Source organism: Croceibacterium mercuriale (assembly GCF_000802385.1).
Classification (GTDB): domain Bacteria; phylum Pseudomonadota; class Alphaproteobacteria; order Sphingomonadales; family Sphingomonadaceae; genus Croceibacterium; species Croceibacterium mercuriale.
This window is the reverse complement of sequence record NZ_JTDN01000003.1, coordinates 39,921-59,373: the sequence shown is the minus strand read 5'-3', so window position 1 is coordinate 59,373 and position 19,453 is coordinate 39,921. Positions and strand designations below refer to the sequence as shown.

General features: G+C 60.7%; 15 protein-coding genes, 2 pseudogenes and 1 riboswitch. Of the genes and pseudogenes, 12 read left to right on the top strand and 5 right to left on the bottom strand.

Annotated features, from left to right (window positions below):
- Positions 1-20: 20 nt before the first annotated feature.
- Complete coding sequence (locus PK98_RS14665) at positions 21-428, bottom strand: hypothetical protein (protein ID WP_039097803.1); 408 nt, start codon at positions 426-428, stop codon at positions 21-23.
- Between the two features lie 563 nt (positions 429-991).
- Between PK98_RS14665 and PK98_RS14660 the strand changes: the two genes are divergently transcribed.
- From PK98_RS14660 to PK98_RS14635, 6 genes are all read left to right on the top strand, one after another.
- Positions 992-2,314, top strand: coding sequence for an erythromycin esterase family protein (locus tag PK98_RS14660; RefSeq protein ID WP_052208877.1), 1,323 nt, complete (start codon positions 992-994; stop codon positions 2,312-2,314).
- 135 nt (positions 2,315-2,449) lie between these two features.
- Complete coding sequence (locus PK98_RS17445) at positions 2,450-2,938, top strand: hypothetical protein (RefSeq protein ID WP_235425548.1); 489 nt, start codon at positions 2,450-2,452, stop codon at positions 2,936-2,938.
- Positions 2,926-3,504 (top strand): metallophosphoesterase, encoded by a 579-nt coding sequence (locus tag PK98_RS17440; RefSeq protein WP_326998671.1) that lies wholly within the window; start codon positions 2,926-2,928, stop codon positions 3,502-3,504. Before PK98_RS17445 ends, PK98_RS17440 begins: the two co-directional genes overlap by 13 nt.
- Positions 3,505-4,913: 1,409 nt before the next feature.
- Positions 4,914-5,369: a methyltransferase family protein gene (locus PK98_RS14640; protein WP_081996317.1), complete on the top strand. Its 456-nt coding sequence runs from the start codon at positions 4,914-4,916 to the stop codon at positions 5,367-5,369.
- A gap of 89 nt (positions 5,370-5,458) precedes the next feature.
- Complete coding sequence (locus PK98_RS16835; protein ID WP_152608724.1) at positions 5,459-5,779, top strand: hypothetical protein; 321 nt, start codon at positions 5,459-5,461, stop codon at positions 5,777-5,779.
- A gap of 108 nt (positions 5,780-5,887) precedes the next feature.
- A complete protein-coding gene (locus PK98_RS14635) occupies positions 5,888-7,816 on the top strand; it encodes a TonB-dependent receptor plug domain-containing protein (RefSeq protein WP_081996301.1) in 1,929 nt (642 codons plus the stop codon).
- Positions 7,817-8,011: 195 nt separating this feature from the next.
- Here PK98_RS14635 and PK98_RS14630 read toward each other — a convergent pair whose 3' ends face one another.
- A complete protein-coding gene (locus PK98_RS14630; protein ID WP_235425547.1) occupies positions 8,012-8,617 on the bottom strand; it encodes a manganese efflux pump MntP in 606 nt (201 codons plus the stop codon).
- Positions 8,587-8,752: riboswitch (yybP-ykoY riboswitch) on the bottom strand. (Overlaps the previous gene by 31 nt.)
- Before the next feature lie 401 nt (positions 8,753-9,153).
- On the opposite strand from PK98_RS14630, the gene PK98_RS14625 reads away from it, so the two are divergent.
- From PK98_RS14625 to PK98_RS14615, 3 genes and pseudogenes are all read left to right on the top strand, one after another.
- Positions 9,154-9,399 (top strand): hypothetical protein, encoded by a 246-nt coding sequence (locus PK98_RS14625; protein WP_039097797.1) that lies wholly within the window; start codon positions 9,154-9,156, stop codon positions 9,397-9,399.
- Positions 9,400-9,490: 91 nt separating this feature from the next.
- Positions 9,491-10,003 carry a hypothetical protein gene (locus PK98_RS14620; protein WP_152608723.1) on the top strand — a complete coding sequence of 171 codons (513 nt, stop codon included), beginning with the start codon at positions 9,491-9,493 and terminating at the stop codon, positions 10,001-10,003.
- A gap of 1,444 nt (positions 10,004-11,447) precedes the next feature.
- Positions 11,448-11,792: pseudogene (locus PK98_RS14615) on the top strand (transposase); the annotation flags it as partial.
- Between the two features lie 42 nt (positions 11,793-11,834).
- Here the strand turns inward: PK98_RS14615 and PK98_RS16830 are convergent.
- The 3 genes and pseudogenes from PK98_RS16830 to tnpB (PK98_RS14605) form a co-directional block, all read right to left on the bottom strand.
- Positions 11,835-13,367, bottom strand: a complete 1,533-nt coding sequence (locus PK98_RS16830) for an O-antigen polymerase (RefSeq protein ID WP_152608722.1) — start codon at positions 13,365-13,367, stop codon at positions 11,835-11,837.
- Between the two features lie 781 nt (positions 13,368-14,148).
- Positions 14,149-14,956 (bottom strand): annotated as a pseudogene (locus tag PK98_RS16460) (IS66 family transposase); the annotation flags it as partial.
- A gap of 129 nt (positions 14,957-15,085) precedes the next feature.
- The gene (gene tnpB / locus PK98_RS14605) at positions 15,086-15,343 is read right to left on the bottom strand and encodes an IS66 family insertion sequence element accessory protein TnpB (protein WP_235425546.1); all 258 of its coding nucleotides are present in this window, start codon (positions 15,341-15,343) and stop codon (positions 15,086-15,088) included.
- A gap of 911 nt (positions 15,344-16,254) precedes the next feature.
- On the opposite strand from tnpB (PK98_RS14605), the gene PK98_RS16455 reads away from it, so the two are divergent.
- From PK98_RS16455 to tnpB (PK98_RS14590), 3 genes are all read left to right on the top strand, one after another.
- Entirely contained in the window at positions 16,255-17,532 is a 1,278-nt protein-coding gene (locus PK98_RS16455; protein WP_081996300.1) for a glycosyltransferase family 4 protein, read from the top strand.
- Between the two features lie 1,075 nt (positions 17,533-18,607).
- A complete protein-coding gene (locus PK98_RS14595) occupies positions 18,608-19,033 on the top strand; it encodes a transposase (protein WP_039097900.1) in 426 nt (141 codons plus the stop codon).
- Positions 19,030-19,386: an IS66 family insertion sequence element accessory protein TnpB gene (gene tnpB, locus PK98_RS14590; protein WP_039097794.1), complete on the top strand. Its 357-nt coding sequence runs from the start codon at positions 19,030-19,032 to the stop codon at positions 19,384-19,386. Before PK98_RS14595 ends, tnpB (PK98_RS14590) begins: the two co-directional genes overlap by 4 nt.
- Positions 19,387-19,453: the final 67 nt, after the last annotated feature.

The window sequence follows — 19,453 nt, the reverse complement described above, 5'->3', positions numbered from 1 at the left end:
CGGCGGAAAGAGGACGTTCGCTAGAGCGCGGGCTTCGTACACTTCACTTCTCGATCCCACTCCAAGCGGCAAAAGCGCAGGTCCGCGAGGTCGATGGTCTTGAGGTCAACCGTTTCGCCCGTCGAGTCTCCATACTGGTAACCCTCTAGGGCGCTCGGCTCGTCGCCAGAGCACCACAGTAGGAAGCCCATGAGGGCCTCCTCACCCATGCCAACCATGTAAGCATGAGGCCCGTATATGGGCCTTGGCCACACGAGACTGCCGTTGGCGGGGTCCGACTCGAAATAGGTATAGAAGCCATGCCCTGTGTTCTCTCGGCGCACGACGACAGCGGACGCGAGGAACGCCGACAGAGGTGGCAGAGCCTCGCGGTTCTCAGCAGAGATTGCGTCAAGGACGCTCGTTTCCAGTTGGGTGAACGAAAGCACGGCAGCCACATTATGCCGGTCGCTGGCATGTCCGCAATGGGGCGTGAGCTGCCAAGCGGCTTCTGGGGTCACGCCCGAGGATAGCGCTACGAGGCAAGCCAACTAGGAGGGCGGGCGGAGGTTGCCAGGGAATGCGCGACTTAACGGCTGCGGGCCGATATGGTCATTCCGCCTTGGCTGCAAGGGCACTGAGGACTGCCGGACGAGTGTCCTTCGAAACGGATTCAGGCAACCGCCACTTGTTTTCGAAACAGGCCGCTCGCTCACCTGCGTTCCGAGCCGATAAGACCGCCATCGTGAGGCGAAAGCTGCCTATACAGCCGAGCGCCAAGCTACAACTAGGAGCCACCGGCAAGACGTTTAAGGCCGCAAGGGCAGGGTGATCCGGAAGGTCGTGCCATTCGATGCTTCTGCCAGATGCGGTCACTCGAACTTGCCGCGAGGAGCGAATGGGCGATCGGCAGGCCCAATCCGCTGCCGCCGCTTGATCGACGCGAAAGCCGGCAACTTAGCGAGACCCATGATGCTCCTCCAGGCATTCTGACCTTGAGAGGAGCAAGCGCATGGTGACAGAAAGCGACACTCGCCTGGCGGCTGACTTGGTCGCGACGGCGGCCGAGCCGCTGCCTGACTTCGACGACCCGTCCTTCGGCGCTGCATTCGACCGGTTCGCCGGTGCCCGCGTGGTTTGCCTGGGCGAGGCAAGCCACGGCACCTCCGAGTTCTACCGCGCCCGGGCAGCGATCACGCGCCGCCTAATCGAGAAACATGGCTTCACCATGGTCGCGATGGAAGCTGATTGGCCCGATGCCGCGACGGTCGACCGGATGGTTCGGGGCAAGCCGGCGTTGCCGGAAGCGGAGGCGCCATTTACACGCTTTCCCACCTGGATGTGGCGCAATGCCGAGTTCCAGGGCTTCGTCGACTGGCTCAGCACCCACAATGCGGCGCAGGCGCCTGCCGGGCAGGTCAGCTTTCATGGCCTCGACCTGTACAATATGAGCGCATCCATCGCGGCGGTGATCGGCTATCTCGAGCGGACCGATCTCGAAGCGGCAGCAGAGGCACGCAAGCTGTACGGTTGCCTGAAGCCGTGGAAGGAGCAGCCCGCCATCTATGGTCGCATGGCGTTGAGCGAGGGGCACGGCCGGTGCGAGGCGGGCGTCGTGAAGTTGCTGCGCGACCTGTTCGCGCGGGAAGGCGACTATGCGCCGGATGATCCTGACTCGTTCCTGGATGCCGCCCAGAATGCGCGGCTGGTCGCCAACGCGGAGGCTTATTACCGCGCCATGTATCACGGATCGGCCGCCAGCTGGAACTTGCGGGACGAGCACATGGCCGACACGCTGGAGGTGCTGCTGCAGCGCAGGGGACCGGACGCGAAGGCGGTGGTCTGGGCGCATAACAGCCATGTTGGCGATGCCCGCCGTACCGACATGGGCCGCAGCCGCGACGAACTCAACCTGGGGCAGCTTCTCCGGGAACGGTATGGCAGCGCTGCGTGCCTGATCGGTTTCGGAACGCACGGCGGCACTGTTGCCGCCGCCGATGACTGGGACGAGCCGATGCAGGTCAAGACGATCAATCCGTCACGCGCGGACAGCTACGAACGGATCATGCACGATAGCGGGATAGACCGCTTCCTGCTCGATCTTCGCGACGGCGTGGCAGCGGAGGAGCTGAGGCTTGTCCTCGGCGACGAACGACTGGAGCGCTATATCGGGGTGATCTACCGGCCGGAAACCGAACGTTGGAGCCACTATTCGGCAGCGACACTGGTGGACGAGTACGATGCCTTTGTCTGGTTCGACAGGACCAGCGCAGTGATTGCCACCGGCATGAGCCGGAAACCCGGCGCGGACGAGACCTGGCCTTCTGGGCTGTAGGTGCTGGTGAGCGCCCGCTTGCGGACGTCATCGCTGCTTCCGCGCTGCCCAACTACCGCCCTTGTGCAATGCGGAAAAAAGGTTGGGATCAGCAGGATGCGCGTGCCGGGCCCGCACGCTACAGCATGCAGGTGGGTGCCGGCGCCTCCGCACCTTTCCACAAAGATTCAGACGATCTTGCACCTCATCTTTGCGACGCCGGTCCTCTATCTGCTGGTCCGCACACTCTGGCCGCTGAGTTTGCCTCTGCCCGTCAAGGGTGCCGTTGCCGTGCTGCTGCTGGTCGCTTCGCAGTACCATCTGTGGAGCCGGCTTTCCTCCGGTTCGGTGTTCGCGCCCGAGTTCCCGCGCGCAGTAATCATCTTATTCAACTGGGCGCTGGGCGCGATCCTGCTGCTCGCCGTCGTGCAGATCCTGCTCGATCCGGGTGCCTTGGTAGCGGCGGCGGTGCGGTGGCACAGCGTCACCATTCCGGACGGCTTGCGCTACGCGGCGGCCGGGCTGGCCACGATCATCGCCTCGATCGGCGTGGCCAATGCCACGCGCGTGCCACCGCTGAAGGATGTGAGATCGCTGTCCGCGGGCTGCCGCCGCAATTCGACGGCTAACGCCTGCTGCAACTAACCGATCTGCATATCAGTCGCCTGTTTCCTGCAAGCTGGGCAAGGGCGACGGTCGCGCGCGCAAACGCGACCGGGGTCGACCTGATCGTGATCACCGGCGATTTCATCGATGGCTCCGTGACCATGCGGCGCGACGATGTGGAGCCATTGCGCGACCTGCGCGCTCCGGACGGGGTCTTCGCGATCCCGGGAAACCACGAATACTTCTTCAGCCATGACGACTGGATGCGACACCTGTCGGGCATGGGCATTCGCATGCTGCCCAATGCGCATGTGGTGCTGGCGCGGGGCGAGGGCCGGCTGGTCCTTGCCGGCGTGACCGATCTCTCGGCGCCGCAGCACGGGCGCCCGGGTCCGGATCTTGCCGGTGCCCTGGCCGGCGCCCCGCGGGGCGTGCCGGCCCTCCTCCTCGATCACCAGCCCAGGGCGGCACGGAGAGCCGCCGCCAGCGGGGTGGCGCTCCAATTGTCCGGCATACGCATGGCGGCATGGTCGTCGGACTGGACCGGCTCGTCGCGCCGGCCAATAACGGGTTCGTGTCCGGCCGGTACGAGGTTGGTGGAATGACACTCTACGTCAGCAACGGCACCGCCCTATGGCCGGGCTTTGCCTTACGCCTTTGGACGGCCTTCCGAACTGACTCGAATAACGTTGCGATCCCGCCCTTAGCCTCACCGGACGAGAGCAAACCCTTCGACCAAGTGAGCTGTTCTGCAGTAGCAGCCTGCCCGTAAGCGTCCGCCTACGGCCGTCCAGCGGCACGCCCACCGATCGAGCGACCGCTTTCGGGATGCGCCAGAGGCCAGTTCGGTGGCGATGTCTGGGTGGAAAGCGGAACGGCCGCTTTCCGGAAGTGGCGCCGAAGCGGACGTTCGGAAACAGCCAAGAATGCTGCTCTAGCCGTTGCGAATATTCCCAGATTGGATGATGCTGCGCTTGTGAGCTCTCGCCCGGAACCCTCGACCGTCGCCTTCTACGTCGCCTTCGCATTGTGGTTGACGGCAACGGGTTACGGCGGGTCAGGTTTCTATGCGGGCCAACTCGCTCCCGTTGTGCAGGATGTTCTCAGTCTCGCTCTCTTCGCTGGGTTCCTCATCGTCGTGGCACTCGTAATTAGGCGTTCGCTAAGGGCAGCAGCATTTCCATGGCTGGACATAGCTGTTGTCGCAGGCGCTTTCGTCGGATTTGAGCTTGTCTGGCGATACTGCCGCCCGCTGGCATGGGATGCGTTTAAGTTCGCGTCTCTCAGCCTTGATATGGCTGCACCCCTTGTTGTCGCACTGGGGCTGAAAGCGGCGAGCGCCGAGTTGGGCTGGTTATTTCCGAAAACACAAGGGCCGACGATGTAGCGGATCAACGCGTCCACCAATCCAGTCATGGCTATGCGTTGGATGAACGCAGGTCCGCTATTTGGCTGTGCCAAAGGGTGGTTCTGCGGCGATGATTGGGTGGGTTGCAGAACGGCAGGTCCTGGTCAAAGATGGGGCAAAGCCGCACTTCGGCTTGCAGGCGCGCTTCGCTCGACCCGACATTGCTACATGTGGTTAGCTGCCGTTCGCCTTGCGCGCTTGCGCCCATGCCCAGATGCTCACCGGCACTGCGGTGAGAAAGAATATCAGCAGCCGCTGTGACCACGATTGACCGATCAAGGCTGATACGAACGCGTTAGCGAGGAAGAATGCCGCCCATGAATAATCGTATCGCCACCGCATCTCGAGATTTTGGCAGGTAGCTTCCATGTCCGCAATGGGGGCGGGAGCCGAACGGCCGGTCCTGGTCAGGATCCGGGCAAAGCCGCTGTTCCGCTTCCGGGTGAGCTCCGCTCAGCTCCACATGGCTGGTAGTGGGTGGTGAGCGGACAGGCTGCTTTCGGGAGGGCAGACGCTTATAGCGGTCCCCCGAAAACGATGGTGTCCAGGGTCCGGTTGTTCGACATGTAGCCACCATCACCGCGGCAAAGGAGCATGGTGTCGTCTATGGACTCGCCCCGGATCTTCGTCCCGCCACCCCTGATCGTGGCAGGAACCTTGGTTGCCGGGCTGTGGCTCGACGGGCTGCTCTACGTTTGGCCCACGACGCCCACGCTCCTGCTGATTGTTGGCGCGGTGCTGATCGCTGGAGGCCTGACTTTTATTGGACTCGCCCTCAGGTTGTTTCGCAAAGTCGGCACAAGGCCGGAGCCTTGGCAGCCCTCGTCAGAGTTGGCTCAGTCCGGCGTCTACCGCTTCACGCGCAACCCGATGTATCTTGGGATGACCATTGTCTATTCCGGCATCGCGCTGGCGTTGAAAAGCCCAACGGCAGGCTTGCTTCTGCTTCCGCTGGTCGCAGTCCTCGATCGGTTGGTCATCGCACGGGAGGAAGCATATCTAGGCCGCCGCTTCGGCGCCAGTTTCGACGCTTATAGGAAACGGGTTCGTCGGTGGATGTAAGTTAATCCCCGACAACTGACTTGTCGCGTATAATCCTGAGCTCGGGGAGGTGCTGGGCTTCTGCGATGGCCTAAGCTAAGGCCTGCCGTATGCAGCGCATGTTCCGTCTCCTGCTTGCGATAGCGGTGCTCTGGTGCGGGCTTCACCTGTCACCGGCGGAGGCTGACGGCGGTGTGTGGACGGGCGCGGATGCCGTCGCGCATGCCCGCTCTGCTGAGCATGGCCGCGACGGTCACCCGAATGCCGATGTCATGCATGGATGCCACAATCACTGCCCGGTTGCGCCTGACATCGACCCGTCGCCACTCCTCGGCGCGCGAACATCCGTTCGGACGGTGCTTTTCGCGCTGCCGAGCTGGCCGCTGACACCTTCCGCGCAGGCGCCGCCGATCGAGCCGCCTGCCGCCTGAGCACTGCAAGCTGCAGGCCTGTGCCTGCTCGCTGACCATTGTGCTCAGGAGTTCTGAAAATTGACTATTAGGTTACGTCACGCCCTGCTTGTGGGCGTCGCATTGCTCATGCCCGCTTCCACTTTCGCGCAGGAAGTTCAGCCAGACGGCCACGAGATTGAAGAAGGCGAGGACGAGATCATCGTCCAGGCAACCCGCTCTGGTCGCCAGGTTCAGGATGAACCCGTCCGGGTCGAAGTGCTCGGCCGCGAGGAGATCGAGGAGAAGATCCTCATGCGCCCCGGCAACATCGCGCTAATCCTCAGCGAGACCGGCGGTCTGCGCGTGCAGATTACTTCGCCCGCGCTCGGCTCCGCCAACATTCGCATACAGGGCATGGAAGGCCGCTACACGCAGCTGCTGGCGGATGGACTGCCCCTCTATGGCGGTCAGGCCTCGTCCCTCGGCCTCCTGCAAATCCCGCCGACCGATCTCGGCCAGGTCGAGGTGATCAAGGGAGCCGCTTCCGCGCTCTACGGTCCGTCGGCACTCGCCGGGGTGATCAACCTTGTATCGCGCCGGCCGGGCGACACGTTCGAGGCGGAGACCCTGCTCAATGCCACCTCGCGCAATGGTCAGGACGCCACCGCCTATGCAGCGTCGCCCCTCGGCGGCGGCTTGGCCGGCTCGATCACAGGCGGTTACCATCGCCAGAGCCGGCAGGATCTGGATGACGATGGCTGGGTGGACATGCCGGGCTTTGAGCGCTGGACAGTGCGACCGCGTCTGTTCTGGGAAAGCGACAGCGGAGCCGAAGTCTTCCTAACCGCCGGCGCCATGACCGAGAACCGCGTCGGCGGAACGCTTGAGGGGCGGACGACGCCCGATGGCACCGCCTTTCGCCAGGGGCAGGATACAGACCGCTTCGATATCGGCTTGGTTGCCGAAGCTCCGCTCAGCGACACGTTGAGCGTGCATCTGCGCGGGTCGGGCATGACGCAGGGGCACCGGCACCAGTTCGGAGAGGTCGTGGAGAACGACCGTCACGGTACAGCCTTTGCGGAAGCGTCTTTGTCGGGTGCGGCGGGCAGCACTTCCTGGATCGGCGGGGTGGCGTATCAGCGCGACACTTTCCGGTCGCAGACCTTTTCCATCTTTGACTACACGTACGAGGTGCCAAGTGTCTTCGGCCAGTTGGAACAGGATCTGTCGCCGGACCTCACGATGGCCGGCAGTGCCCGGCTCGACTTCCACAACAAGTTCGGCACCCAGTTCAGTCCCGGATTATCGCTGCTCTACAGGCCGGGCTTCTGGACCGTCCGACTTTCTGGCGGGCGTGGGTTCTACGCCCCCACGCCGTTCGTGGAGGAGATCGAGGCGGCGGGTCTGTCGCGCCTCGCACCGATAGAGGGTCTGGAGGTGGAGACGGCCACCAACGCGTCCGTCGACCTCGGCTACAAGAGGGGGCCGCTGGAGGCGAACGTCACCCTCTTTGGTGCCAACATGCGCAATACAACCGAACTGCTGCCGCTCGACGTCCCCGGCGGAGTAAGCCGGGTGCGCCTGATCAACCTTCCGGGCACCACTAGAACACGGGGCACGGAGCTGCTGCTGCGCTACCGTTGGGAAGACCTCGCTCTGACCGGCAGCTACGTCTACGTCGATGCCGACGAGGAGAGCCCGGATGGATCGGGCCGCAGGCGGGTGCCACTTACGCCCAAGCATACGGCCGGACTGGTCGCCATGTGGGAGCAGCACGACAAGGGGCGTCTCGGCCTGGAGATCTACTATACGGGTCGCCAGTCCTTGGACGACAATCCGTACAGGACGCGTTCGCGGCCCTACTTCGAGGTCGGACTGATGGGCGAAATCGCCGTCGGAAACGCTCGCCTCTTCCTCAATGCCGAGAACATCTTCGGCACCCGGCAGACGCAGTACGATCCGCTTCTAAGGCCTACCCGAGCAGCCGACGGACGCTGGACGGTCGACGCCTGGGCGCCACTCGAAGGCTTTGTGCTGAACGGCGGCGTGCGCTTCCGTTTCGGCGGTTCCGAGTAGCGAGGCGACCTGGACCAAGGGCTGGTCCCGAGGAGTGCGGGATCAGCCCTAGATGACAAAGATGGCAATTGCCGACCGGAAGCTTCTGTATCTGGTTTGGCGCCGACGATCATGCAGGTTTGGGTTGTAACTCTGTTCTTGCTGCAATCGGAAGGGCGCTACCTGGACCAAGTTGGCCGGGTGTTCTGTGCCCGTCTACGCCGTCAGATGCTGGAACAGGATCGATCCACCAATTGCCACAAGCACGAAGCCGCCGAGGATGCCAGCGTACCGCCCGAGATATGGTCCGATGTGCTTGCCGAGCATAACACCGCTGGTAGCGACAATCGTGGTGATGCCGCCGATAATCAGGCACGCCACCCACACGTTCACATCCATGAGCGCGAGCGAAATACCCACTGCCGCGGCGTCAATACTGGTGGCGATCGCGGTCGCCGCCAAGCGCCAGTAACTCGCGTCGGCGCTCGGCTCTGTTGCGGACCCGTCGGTGCCCACAATGGCTTCGCGGACCATGTAAGCGCCAACTGCAAACAACAGGCCGAAGGCAACCCAGTGATCGTAGGCAGCGATCCTGTCGTTGAGCATGTAGCCCAGGAAGTACCCGATCGCCGGGGTGATCGCCTCGAAGAAGCCAAACACCACTCCGACCCGCACAGCGTCGCGCCAGCGGCTTCCTCGCTCCGCAGCACCTTTGCCCAGTGAGGCGGCAAATGCGTCGACGGACAAGCTCGCGCCCAACGCGCCAAGCGTCAATATTCCAGCCATGTCGTAATCTCGGGGGCCGATAACCAAATAACGCACGCACCCCCGGCCTCAAAGCGGAATGCAGCGTCATTGGTCTTGCTGGGCAAACGTCCGTTTGCTGCCACCGCCACGATCCTGAAGGATCAAGCGTGTTGACGATGGCCCCACCTGAAGCGGGTAGCTACTCCCCAAGAGCGAAGTCGCGATCTAGGCGCCGCCGCCCGTTTGGGCAACCCGCTCGCATACTGTTTTTCGCTGAGCGATGAATGCACGGACGCGATTGTGTCCAAGGGTGCATGCCGCCCGCCGGAGGCTGGTCTATGAACGAACGGCGGCTTCCAGGATGCGCGAGGGCCGGTTCGAACGGCGACTAAGGGGCGGAAGCCGAACGGCAGCTTCCAGATCGCCGGAGGGGGAAAGCAGACACTGAGCCGGCGCCGGCTGCATTGTCCGCTATCCTGCGGCTTCGACCCAAAAGCCGCCAGGCAGCTTGCGCCCCATTCCGGTCATTAGGCCTCAGCTTCATGGACCCACTTGCAGCCACACGGACCTGAGCAAATACTGGTGAGCGGCCGAGCCCAGGAGCAATTGAGATGGCGATTGAGATGTTGAGCGCAGCCGAAGCCGTTGAACGGATTACATCCTGCAAGAGCACTGGAAAAAGGCTGCTCGGGGTGGATGGCTTCCAGATAGTTTCTGAAGGCTACATAGGGCGATTGGACCTCATTCTTGACCTCTCTTCGCCGATGCAGGAGCCGGGAGTTGCCGAGAGGATCGCCTTGGAGTTCGTCAGCGAACATGCCGCTAAGGACATCATGTTTGAGGTCGTTGAGGGATGATTGAAGACGGCTCACGCCCCCATTGCGGTCGTTTGATGACCGCTTTGCCTTTTCCGAAAGTGGCCATGCGTTCACTTTGTGATGCACCTAAATGATCATTGAAGATCGATGCCCGCTCGCCTCTTGCCAGCGTTCATCGGCGTCGTACTATCTTGGCATGCGCCGCCGGAACTATATTCTCATTGGGCTTGCAATGATCGCTTCTGCGAGCACCGTGTCAGCTGGTCAGGACTCCTCAGATCGGCTGCTGCAAGCCGCCCGGACCATTGGGTCGATGATTGGACTTTCGCCTGAAGGTCTGGACCTCTGGGCCGGACACTCTGTCGAGAACAGCTCCTACGACCGTTACACGCGCTCGACCGAGATCGATCGGGCAATCGGCGAACAACTCGCTCTCGAGAACCCGGACCGTGGAATACTGGTGGAATTGGCTGCGGAGCAGGTTGCTGAAGCGGAGCGGCTTGAGAGGCTTGAGCAAGAGCAGCTGATCGACATAGCGTTCCGTCTCTCAGAAGCGGATCGAAGGACGTTAGGCCGCTATATGGTACGCAGCGCCGATGAGTCGCGGCGCAAAGCTGGAGCAGTGCTGCAAGCACTCCCGTAGCGCTGTCGGATTTCCCTGGTCTGGGCACAACCGGAAAGCGGTCATTGAACGTGGGGCGCGCCGCTGGACGGCGGTGCCCGGACGCATACAGCGAGATAGGATGCGCCCCGCGGTGCGTCGCTCGATTGGCCCTTTCGGCACCGGTCGCCATTTCTCCGCTGTGTGCGATTTGCCGCTAAGCCCGGCCCCGAGAAACAAGACAGGAGTGAAACGGAGTGAGCTTATGGCCTCGCATTTAGGCATTGCTGGGCCTGCTGATTTGAAGCAACTAGCTGACCTTTGACTTGATGAGAGCCAAGGCACCGCTGAAGACAAGACGCCGATATCCTATATCCTAATGTCTCGTCGAGGATCAGAACTAAAATGCCGGATGACACCGACAGCAGCATTTACCAGGCACGACTGGCTTAACAGCATCCTACCTCACCGTTCAACAACTTCCGCCCGCGGCCAAGCTGCAGCGACGGAGTGTAAGGCGCCATAGCCTTGTTGCTTTCCTCACGAGCCGGCCGGTAATCGAACGCGCCGCCCTCCGAGCAGCTCTCGCTAAACTTCTAGGTTGTAACCGCCTGCGATAATTAGAAGCAGCGCAAAGATGCTCGCGGCAGCAAGTAGCAAATCACGCATTACCTGATACGCGCAGCTACGCCGGGAGTGGTCAGTCTCTTTCTTCACCAGCACTGCGCCCCTTTAATCAAACAGTCGCCCCCACGCCCGAGCAGCTGCGGTTGATTGTAAGCCAAACTCGATGTTCTCAATCTACGCATGACACAGCATTGCGTCTGTTGCAATGTGTGACCCTTTCCCTAAAGCGCTCGTTAATGTTCGTGTTGAAGCTGGCGCACCAGCCATACGATACATGCAGAATGATGAAGCCAGCGCCGAGGTAGAGTTCGGCGCGCGCGCATCCGCCCATGAAACTCGAGCCTCTACGGTCTGGAAGAGCTAGAGCACTCTAATCAGAATGGGCGTCTGACCCATTCCCGCGCTCCTGCCCACACGACCTGCACGGCCGCCACCGAGTTCGACGCAGATGCTCAAGTCGCGCCTCCTTTCTTCAACCGTTTCAGCTCCGCCGCCCATGTAGCACTCGCCACAGCGGCACCGGGCCGCCTAGGGCCTCGACCTCGCTCTAGCGCAGGCCGTCCACCGCATCGCGGTCAGTGCCAACAACTGCGAGCAACGTCGATTGAAGCCGCCGGCACGATCGCATGCCGCCTGTAGCCCACGGCAATTATTGAGAAGTGCGGCGACGAGCGCGATACCGTGCCCACGGTCAGCGGCGGCTCACCTTACCAGGGCGCTTACAGCTTCCCCGGTGAGCCCAGCGGACAGCTGCGACGGTCATTTCAACAAAGCCTTTCGCCACGGATCGCGAAGCGGCGGTCGTAGCCGCGAGTGCCAGTGCTACTTTGCCATCCCGCAGCAGCGCAACGTCGCCGCCATGAGCGGCATGGTCGCGCCCATGGTGCTCGATGGACCGATCAATGGCGGCTGGTTCGAGCCTTATGTCGACCAGGTGCTCGTGCCCGACCTCAGGCGCGGCGATGTTGTGATTATGGACAACCTGTCCAGCCACAAGCGCGCCAGTATCCGCGACCTGATCGAGGCAGCCGGTGCCCGCCTCATGTTCCCTCCCGCCCTACAGCCCTGCCCCCAACCAATTGAGGAGGCATTCGCCCGCCTCAAGGCCATGCTCCGCCAAGGCAGCGAGCGGACTGTATCCGGCTTATGGTCCTTCATCGGCAAGCTGATAGACCTGTGCCAGCCGCAGGAATGCCCTAACTAAGTCCGACCCTGCGGCTATGACCCGGACTGATCGGAAACCGCTCTATTCCGTCAACTTCGAAGTAGAGCTGCTTAGTTGCATGCGCGCAATACGTCGGTCCTTTGGAGTATCCCGGCTAGCGGCAAATGCCGCACTTGTGGGCGGCCGATCTGAGCTACCCACCTGTGCTTGGGACATTGCTGCTAACCTGCGTTCTTTGCCCGTTCTTAGTGGACGCACTTTGCTGCGTAGTCCCGACACATCTTTAAACGAACGAAAATCAAGGTGCCTTTTATTAAGTAAGTGAGACACGATCCAGAGGGCACCAATTGGAACGAAAAAGAATTGTAGCTGCTTGAGTATCGTCATCAAGCCACCGTCACGGAACCCAACGACTGAGGTCGACACGAAGACAATATAGGCAAGTACCGCAACATTGCTTCCCTCGCTGCGGACGAACCACCGGTATACTCCACCGTATATAAATGCGAAAAAAGCTGACCAGATCACCACTCCAACGTAACCTGCGGAGGCCCACCCGACCCCTGGTACCGACGCAGTAGCTCCTAGCGGAATAGCATAGCGATAAAGCTCGTACATTTTAATAGGGGCGCCTACCGGTTTCTCTGGCCACAAAGCTCGTGGGATTGGTTCTGTAAAAAGCTGTAAGTTGCTGACGAAGTAGTCATATGATCCGGTGCGTTGCGGTATAGCCCACACAAGGTACTCGAAAAACTCCATGTTCGCGAGATCCATGCTTTCTAGCGGTAACTCTTGGCTACGCTCGCGAATGTACGCGCGATCACCTGACTGATAACCAAGAGCTTCACGGATCCCCGCTCCGCGATCGGTGCCTACTTGATCGAAGATCATCCAGCCGGCAGCAACAGCCAATAGCAAGCCCACGCCGGGCCACCGACGTCGCTTATCGAAGAGGTAGAGCATTATAATCATGACCGCAGCGGCAACGACCCCGCCTCGGCCGCCAGTTCCTAACTTTAGGAGCGCAAAGATAGCAAATGGCAAATAAGACCACCATCTGTGCCGTCCGAGGTAAACAATGATAGCAGTAAGAGAGGAAAGCATGAACGGCAAGCTAATGAAATAGCCGCTCGCTCCTGTTAGGTATGTTGCGCCTGTTCGCGCATCTACTTTTCGGATATCATCGATATTGCCTGTCGATTTAAACTGCAAACCCGAAAAAACCGCCCACATGCCAAGCGCACCGATAATAAGTGCAAAAATCCAGAAGTTACGAAGCAAGGGACCCCGCTTAGCAAGCTCCGCGGATGACTGACCGTATCGAATGGGATCTCGAGCAATGGCCATGCAGACGCCCGAGAAAACTACTAAAGCTATGTTCGTGCAAATAAGTACCGTAGTTTTTTGCCATGGGGTTGGATCAAACTGGATTGCAGCATACAACCCATTGAAGTTGTAGTACCATGCAAAAATAGGCCTAACCACAAATACTACACCGTGGAATAGCAGATAGAACGTCTGTGGGTGAAGAACAGATGCTGCTGGATGCATAGCATAGGTGCCTGATATCCAGAAGAATATCACAACCGATGTGACCAGCATGAACTCGTACATTGGGTTTCCTAACTTGTGACTGGCCATCTGGTCGTTTAAGCTTGAGAGTAGACCCAGCACTCTCCCATGGCAAAACTCTCGATAGCAAATAGGGTCATTCGCTGCACCAGATTTCTGAAGGCAATGAAGGACAGAGTCCTCCTGCATCAGTTCAACATGAGCGCCGCTTCAGAGCCCAGCGTACATCGTGCTGCGAGAAGCACAGCTATGTACGATGGGTTTCGTGTGGCTGTGTTTTGTTCCAACTTGGCCGAAACGGCCTTATGTCGCCGCCGTGCAATCCTGACCATCGCAGTCCCTTGTTGCGGGCAGACCGCCCTCGCAAGAGGATCTGGCGACGATAAACACAGCGCCCTTGTCCTTGCTGCTGCCTTTTCGGGCTCCCTTTTCTATGGTGGTGTACAAAGCCGAAATTCGATCTGATGCGCGGCATGCGCATAGATGAGCTCCCGGGGCAGAGCCGTACCGTGGACAGAAATCTTCGGTCAAAAGGCATCTCAGAACTCGTCCTGTTAGCCTGGTGCCCTGACTAGGGTCCTGGCGGCTGCAAGAAGGAGGACCTGGTGGAGAAGCTGGCTTGGTTTGACGTTTTCGGCCAAGCGGCGTTTACGGCGTATCCATCCGGTGAGAGCCGCGCTGATGCTTGGTCAGTCGGGTGCCGGTTTGATGATGCGCGTCGCTGCGGCGCTTCGGCAGGGGGCGATGCATCTGAGGGCGATGGTCGGGCTCGGTGGCGTCATATCTGCCGAGCCATTCACCGTTCCGGCCTGGTTGAGGTAGGAGGCGTCGTGGTGTCGTCTCCGTGCAGGTGTTCGGCCGCCAGCACCTGCGCCTCGATACGCCGGTAGAGCGGCAGCAGCGCTGCCGACGCGGCGCCGACCTGGTGGCCAGGGTGGAGGTGCTGAGTGGCACGCCCTCGCGGGCGAAGCGCTCGGCCCGGCGGTTTTACGGCGCATGCTGGCCTTACGTCCCGAACAACAGCATGGCGAGGAAGCTGGGACCCGCCAAACCTCACGGCACCACATGGAACGACGCCGGCGGCTGCGTGATCGTCTCGCACTCTCGGCAGGAGAACTTCTCCCTAACAGTCTGGACTACCCTCCGGTTGCGCGGCATCACCTCGAGCGTCTCGGGGACGTCCGCGCCGAGCTTCGCCAGGCGCCCGCGGTCGCAAGCCGGGCACGAGCACGGCATTGGCACCACCACGCGCTCACGCGGCGATTGCTCGTGGAACGGCCTTCTTGCCGGAACCTTGCGTTCAAAGCCGCAGACGCTCGCTGTCTTCACACAGAGACCCTCGGCGGCCAGAGCGTCCTCGCTGGCGCTGGCCTCCAACTCTTCAAGCTGCAGCTCCATCTGGTCGAGCAGGCGGCGGGTGCGTTCGGCGCTGCCACCATACTGCTCGCCCTTCAGCTTGGCAATTTACAGCTTGAGACGGGCTATCAGCGCCCCAATGGCGCTTTTTCGGGCGTTGGCATTGGTCGTTTCGCTTCCGCCTTGCCGGTGCGCAGAACGGCCGCGGCGGTGAACGCCAGCAGCGCCCATATATCGTTAGGCCGGAAATGGCGGTGACCCGCAGATGAATGGATCACCTGTACCCCTTCCTGCAAAGGCCAGAATGCAGTCGCTAACAGCTTATCCGGCGCTCTGCGGTGGCCAGCTATACTGTGAGATACGCCAGTCGCCCCCCTCCAACAGGCAAGCAAGCTGCAAGCCAGTCAGCGACACTGTGCCGTCCTTCGCTGACGGCCAGACAAACTGTCCTCGCTCAACCGTTTGGCGTAGGGCGCCATGCCGTTGCCGTCGTGCCAGATGATCTTGACCAACGACCCGGACCGGACCCGGAACACGAACATATCGCCGCCGCGGGGATCGCGCTGCAAGCCCTGCTGCACCGACAGCGCCAGACCCTGCATGCCCTTGCGCCTATCCGTGTGCCCCAGCCCGATCCACACCCGCGTGCCGAAAGGGATCATTGCAGCGCCTTCAGCGCGGCCGCCACCTGCAACGATGAGGCAGCAGCGAAGACGGTGACCCGCCGTCCACGCGCAAGAACAATGACCATCGTGGAGCGCCGCCGGAACCGACCCTTGCTGCGCCATCGAGCATACCGACTCGAAAACCCGGGCTCAAGGCACCCCCTGCGGCGCCGCTATGGCACTCGCCTCAAGGGCCTTGCGACGTCAGGTATAGATCAGCATAGTGGCAACACCTCGGCGCCGTGCATCATCGGGCACGCGGGCTCCTGGCGCAAACGCCTCCTCCAGGATCAAAAGCAGCTCCGCGTCAGCCCACCGCCGCCGCCGTTCTGGCCCTGGATACGCCGTCACCTTACCCACGGATTGCTCCTAAGCATGCTCGTAAGAGCACGTTTAAGAACGCTCGTTCACCCGCCGGATAAGGCGGCCGCCACGGGATGGACACCTGTCAGCTAATGGTATGCCCGAACGATTCTTAAACCTCATACATGCTTGGCGATTGCGCAGCTGCCTCACGATTTGCTTCCTTGATGATTCAGTCTGACAAAGACCTGTCTAAAGGTGGCGCGCAAGTAAACCAAACAGATCCGCGAATACCGGCAACACGAGACAGTGACGACACCCGTTGTTCATAGCATCGTTCAAGAGGCATCCACAGGTCGAGGGCACCTGGATGGCAGCTTGCGACAGACCACTTTGCTCCCTGCGGCTTACCTTTGCCGAACCGTTGACCTGCACTGCCCAAATCATCAACTAGAACGCTAGTGAGTCTAATTCGGTTTAGGATCGTTTCAACGAGTGAGCGAGACCTTGTGTCTTTCGCCGCGGCGCAGCATACACTTGCTAAGAACTATGCGACCTTCTAGGAAGGCTTGTCGCCTCCCTAGAGATTTGGATGGTTAGTATCTATGGACCAAGATAAAGCTCTCGCATCGAAGAAGCATGTTCAAGCTTTCACGTGCGTCTTCAATAGAGCCCGCGACAGCTATCAGGTCCCACTTGGCTTGTTCGAAGGCGGTCTTCTTGACGTTCTTGTTACAGATTTCTACGCTTCTATCGCGGCTCGAAGCTTTTTACCCCGAGCACTTGCAAGTAAGCATCACATCGATCTTCCGTCGGAGCTGACGAAGTCGGACAGACTGGCATTTCTAGTCCAATATGCGGCACAACTAATAAAACTGCCCATGACCGGGGTATTTTCATGGGTTGATCGACGATTAGCTCACGTCGCGGGAAAGCGGGCCCAAAAAGCAGGAGCGCATCTTTACTGCTACCATAACTACGTTCCAAGCGACGTCGCAGACGATTGTTGCCTAATCGTGTTTGTCTTTCATCCGTTGGAAAGCCAGTTTGAAGCGCTGTTCGCGGCGGATTTGGACGACCACCCAGAGGTTCGCGCCGCCTTCTCTCAGCAACAGTCTAGCGTAAGCGATCCCAAGATGCCTGTTCCTTGGAGTAGAGCTGACGCAATCGTCTGCGCATCCCGGGTGACAGCACGGTCTCTCATCTATGCCGGAGCACCACCTGACCGCATCACCGTGATTCCATATGGCCTACCTACCGGGTTATCCCCTTGTGCATCCTCCTTCACCACTGGACGAGATGCTAGGTTCCTGTTCGTTGGAAATGGCTTGCAGCGTAAGGGGATCCACCACCTCCTGAAAGCTTGGCGCTTGAAGGCTCGTGAGGGCGCAAAGCTGACGGTCGTCAGCTATGACCTTGATCCAACAGTAGCAGCGATCGCAGCAGATGATCCTTCGGTAACCATCACCGGCTACCAGACCAAGGATGAACTCGAAACTCTTTTTGCCCGCAGCGACGTTTTCATCATGCCGTCACTCCTCGAGGGATTCGGTCTTGTTTATCTCGAGGCGCTAGCTGCAGGATGCCACGTGATTGCAACTCCGAATACAGGCCTCCCTGACCTTCACCTCAGTAAAGGAGCTGCGACACTCGTAAGTCCCGGAAACCTTGCTGAGATCAGCACTGCAATTGATACTGCTATAGCAAAGGTGGCGTCAGGAGGGTTCGATCGAGATGCGATCGCCGCGGAAGGTCGCCGCTGGCGTCAAGCTGACTTCCGCAAAGCTATCGCGAATCATGCCAAAGCGGTACTCGCCTGGAAGATCGAAGGCGCTGCGTACCCGTCCATCAGCGAGTATGCTCGCTCGCCGGGAACGCCATAGGAGTACGATCGACCAAGTCGGCATCAGCGCCCATCAGGGATTCTGCGCGACGATCCCGAACCGCTGACGTCATCGTCCTCCACAGGCCAGCGCTTCGATCGCATCTCAGTTAGAAGGTACTTCGCTACTTACTTTCGACATAGAGGGCTCACCTACTCGAAACGCAGACGCTCTCGCGTTCCACTCGACCACACGAACAACGTCCCGCGCCAGCGTCGCTAGCAATTCAGCCAAGCACGAGCAGCATGGTCAAACCGCTTAAGACGCGCTTGCCGCTACGCCAGCCGTTCAGCAATCTGCCCATTACAACAGCGGTGAACCCCCAAGCCTTAATGCATATTGCTGATGGCAACCGTCAAAGTTCCTCGCGCGACTCGGACGTGTCAATAGTTGCCCTGTCCTGTGATGAACCGGCAGACAGTGACTTCAGAGAGTCTTCCGCATCCGCCAACTCGTCCAACCGAGCTCGCAACCGCTCTTGCAGATCTGCCCAAATTCTCATCACGAGCCTACCAATCGTTTGCCGCTGCCTCGGGTCGATGACAACATGAAAGTGCATCATAGGTGTCGCCGTAACGCTTAGCAGGTGCAGCATCACTTGCATAGGGCAGAGGGCTACCGCATTCGGGCAAGTTACCCGCGACGCGCTAACCCGATTATGGTTTACCGATTGATACCCTCGTGGCACCACGGAGAGGTTGCAGTCATGATGAGATTGTGCACTTCGTTTTGGACCAGCTGCCGACGCGAGACGTCGTATTGCGTCATCGACGAACCAGAGATTTGAGCGCGGATTGCGTCCGCTATCCTCGGCCAACGAGTACTCGGAAACAGCCGCGCGGGCACCGTTCTGGGCAGGTTTAGGGCGCTGGTATCTGCGAGCGCCTGTCCGCGAACTTGAAGTTACGCCTCCTCGCCAGATACGCCCAAGCCACGGTGATCGACGTCGAGATCGTCCGGGAAATCGCCAGCCAGATCGGCTTCATCGCCTATCCAAGGCGCTGGGTGGTTAAACGTAAGCGGTGTTTCGGACCCACATTGCGCGGAGCCATGATTGCGGCAGATGCTGGGCTGCATGGAAGCCGAGAGCCGTACGAGCGCACTGGACACCCACACTGGAGTAGGTCGTAAGCAGATCCACCGCCCTGAGGTGCTGGGCAGCATGGCGGGGCGGCGGCGGAACTGGACGCTGGAGCAGAAGCTAGCGTTCGTCGGCGAGATGGCGCGGTGTGACAACATTACCGCGTTCGCGCGCGAGCACGATATCCGCACATCGCTGCTTTACACCTGGCGCCGCGAGCTGCGCTACGCGCTGCAGGCGGGGCAGCCGACGAACCACGCCGAGCCGATGTTCGTGCCTGTGGTGGCGGAGCCCCCCAAGGCGGTGCCCGACGATGGTGCGATAGAGATCGAGCTTGGCGGCGCGGTGGTCCGGATCGGACGGGCTGCGCGGGCTGATCTGGCGACAGCGGTGCTCCAGGCGTTGCAGGGCCAGCGATGATCGGGATCGGACCGGGCACGCGGGTGATGGTGGCGACCCGCCCGGTGGACTTCCGCAAGGGACCCGATGCGCTCGCCGCGCTGGTCGGCAAGGAGTACGGCGGCGACCCGTTCTCGGGGGTCATCTATGTGTTCCGGGCCAAGCGTGCTGACCGCATCAAGCTGATCTGGTGGGATGGCACGGGGCTGTGCCTGATGGCCAAGAAGCTGGAACAGGGTGCCTTCCGCTGGCCCGGGATCCAGGATGGCGTGATGCGGCTGACGGCTGCGCAGCTTGGCGCGCTGCTGGAGGGACTGGACTGGCGGCGGGTGCATGGCGGCCGGCGAGCGCAGGTGCCGCAGATCGCCGGTTGACGTGATGCTCCAGGCCTGACTCAATGCAGCTGTGCTTGCCGAAGCTGCCTTGCCCGATGATCCCCAG

What these genes read in the sequence shown, in the direction of transcription:
- PK98_RS14620 (WP_152608723.1), top strand. Translation starts at nt 9,491, where the DNA reads ATGATCATTGAAGATCGATGCCCGCTCGCCTCTTGCCAGCGTTCATCG.
- PK98_RS14635 (WP_081996301.1), top strand. Translation starts at nt 5,888, where the DNA reads ATGCCCGCTTCCACTTTCGCGCAGGAAGTTCAGCCAGACGGCCACGAG.
- PK98_RS14625 (WP_039097797.1), top strand. Translation starts at nt 9,154, where the DNA reads ATGGCGATTGAGATGTTGAGCGCAGCCGAAGCCGTTGAACGGATTACA.
- tnpB (WP_039097794.1), top strand. Translation starts at nt 19,030, where the DNA reads ATGATCGGGATCGGACCGGGCACGCGGGTGATGGTGGCGACCCGCCCG.
- PK98_RS14660 (WP_052208877.1), top strand. Translation starts at nt 992, where the DNA reads ATGGTGACAGAAAGCGACACTCGCCTGGCGGCTGACTTGGTCGCGACG.
- PK98_RS16830 (WP_152608722.1), bottom strand. Translation starts at nt 13,367, where the DNA reads ATGTACGAGTTCATGCTGGTCACATCGGTTGTGATATTCTTCTGGATA.
- tnpB (WP_235425546.1), bottom strand. Translation starts at nt 15,343, where the DNA reads ATGATCCCTTTCGGCACGCGGGTGTGGATCGGGCTGGGGCACACGGAT.
- PK98_RS16835 (WP_152608724.1), top strand. Translation starts at nt 5,459, where the DNA reads ATGCAGCGCATGTTCCGTCTCCTGCTTGCGATAGCGGTGCTCTGGTGC.
- PK98_RS16455 (WP_081996300.1), top strand. Translation starts at nt 16,255, where the DNA reads ATGGACCAAGATAAAGCTCTCGCATCGAAGAAGCATGTTCAAGCTTTC.
- PK98_RS14640 (WP_081996317.1), top strand. Translation starts at nt 4,914, where the DNA reads ATGGACTCGCCCCGGATCTTCGTCCCGCCACCCCTGATCGTGGCAGGA.
- PK98_RS14595 (WP_039097900.1), top strand. Translation starts at nt 18,608, where the DNA reads ATGGAAGCCGAGAGCCGTACGAGCGCACTGGACACCCACACTGGAGTA.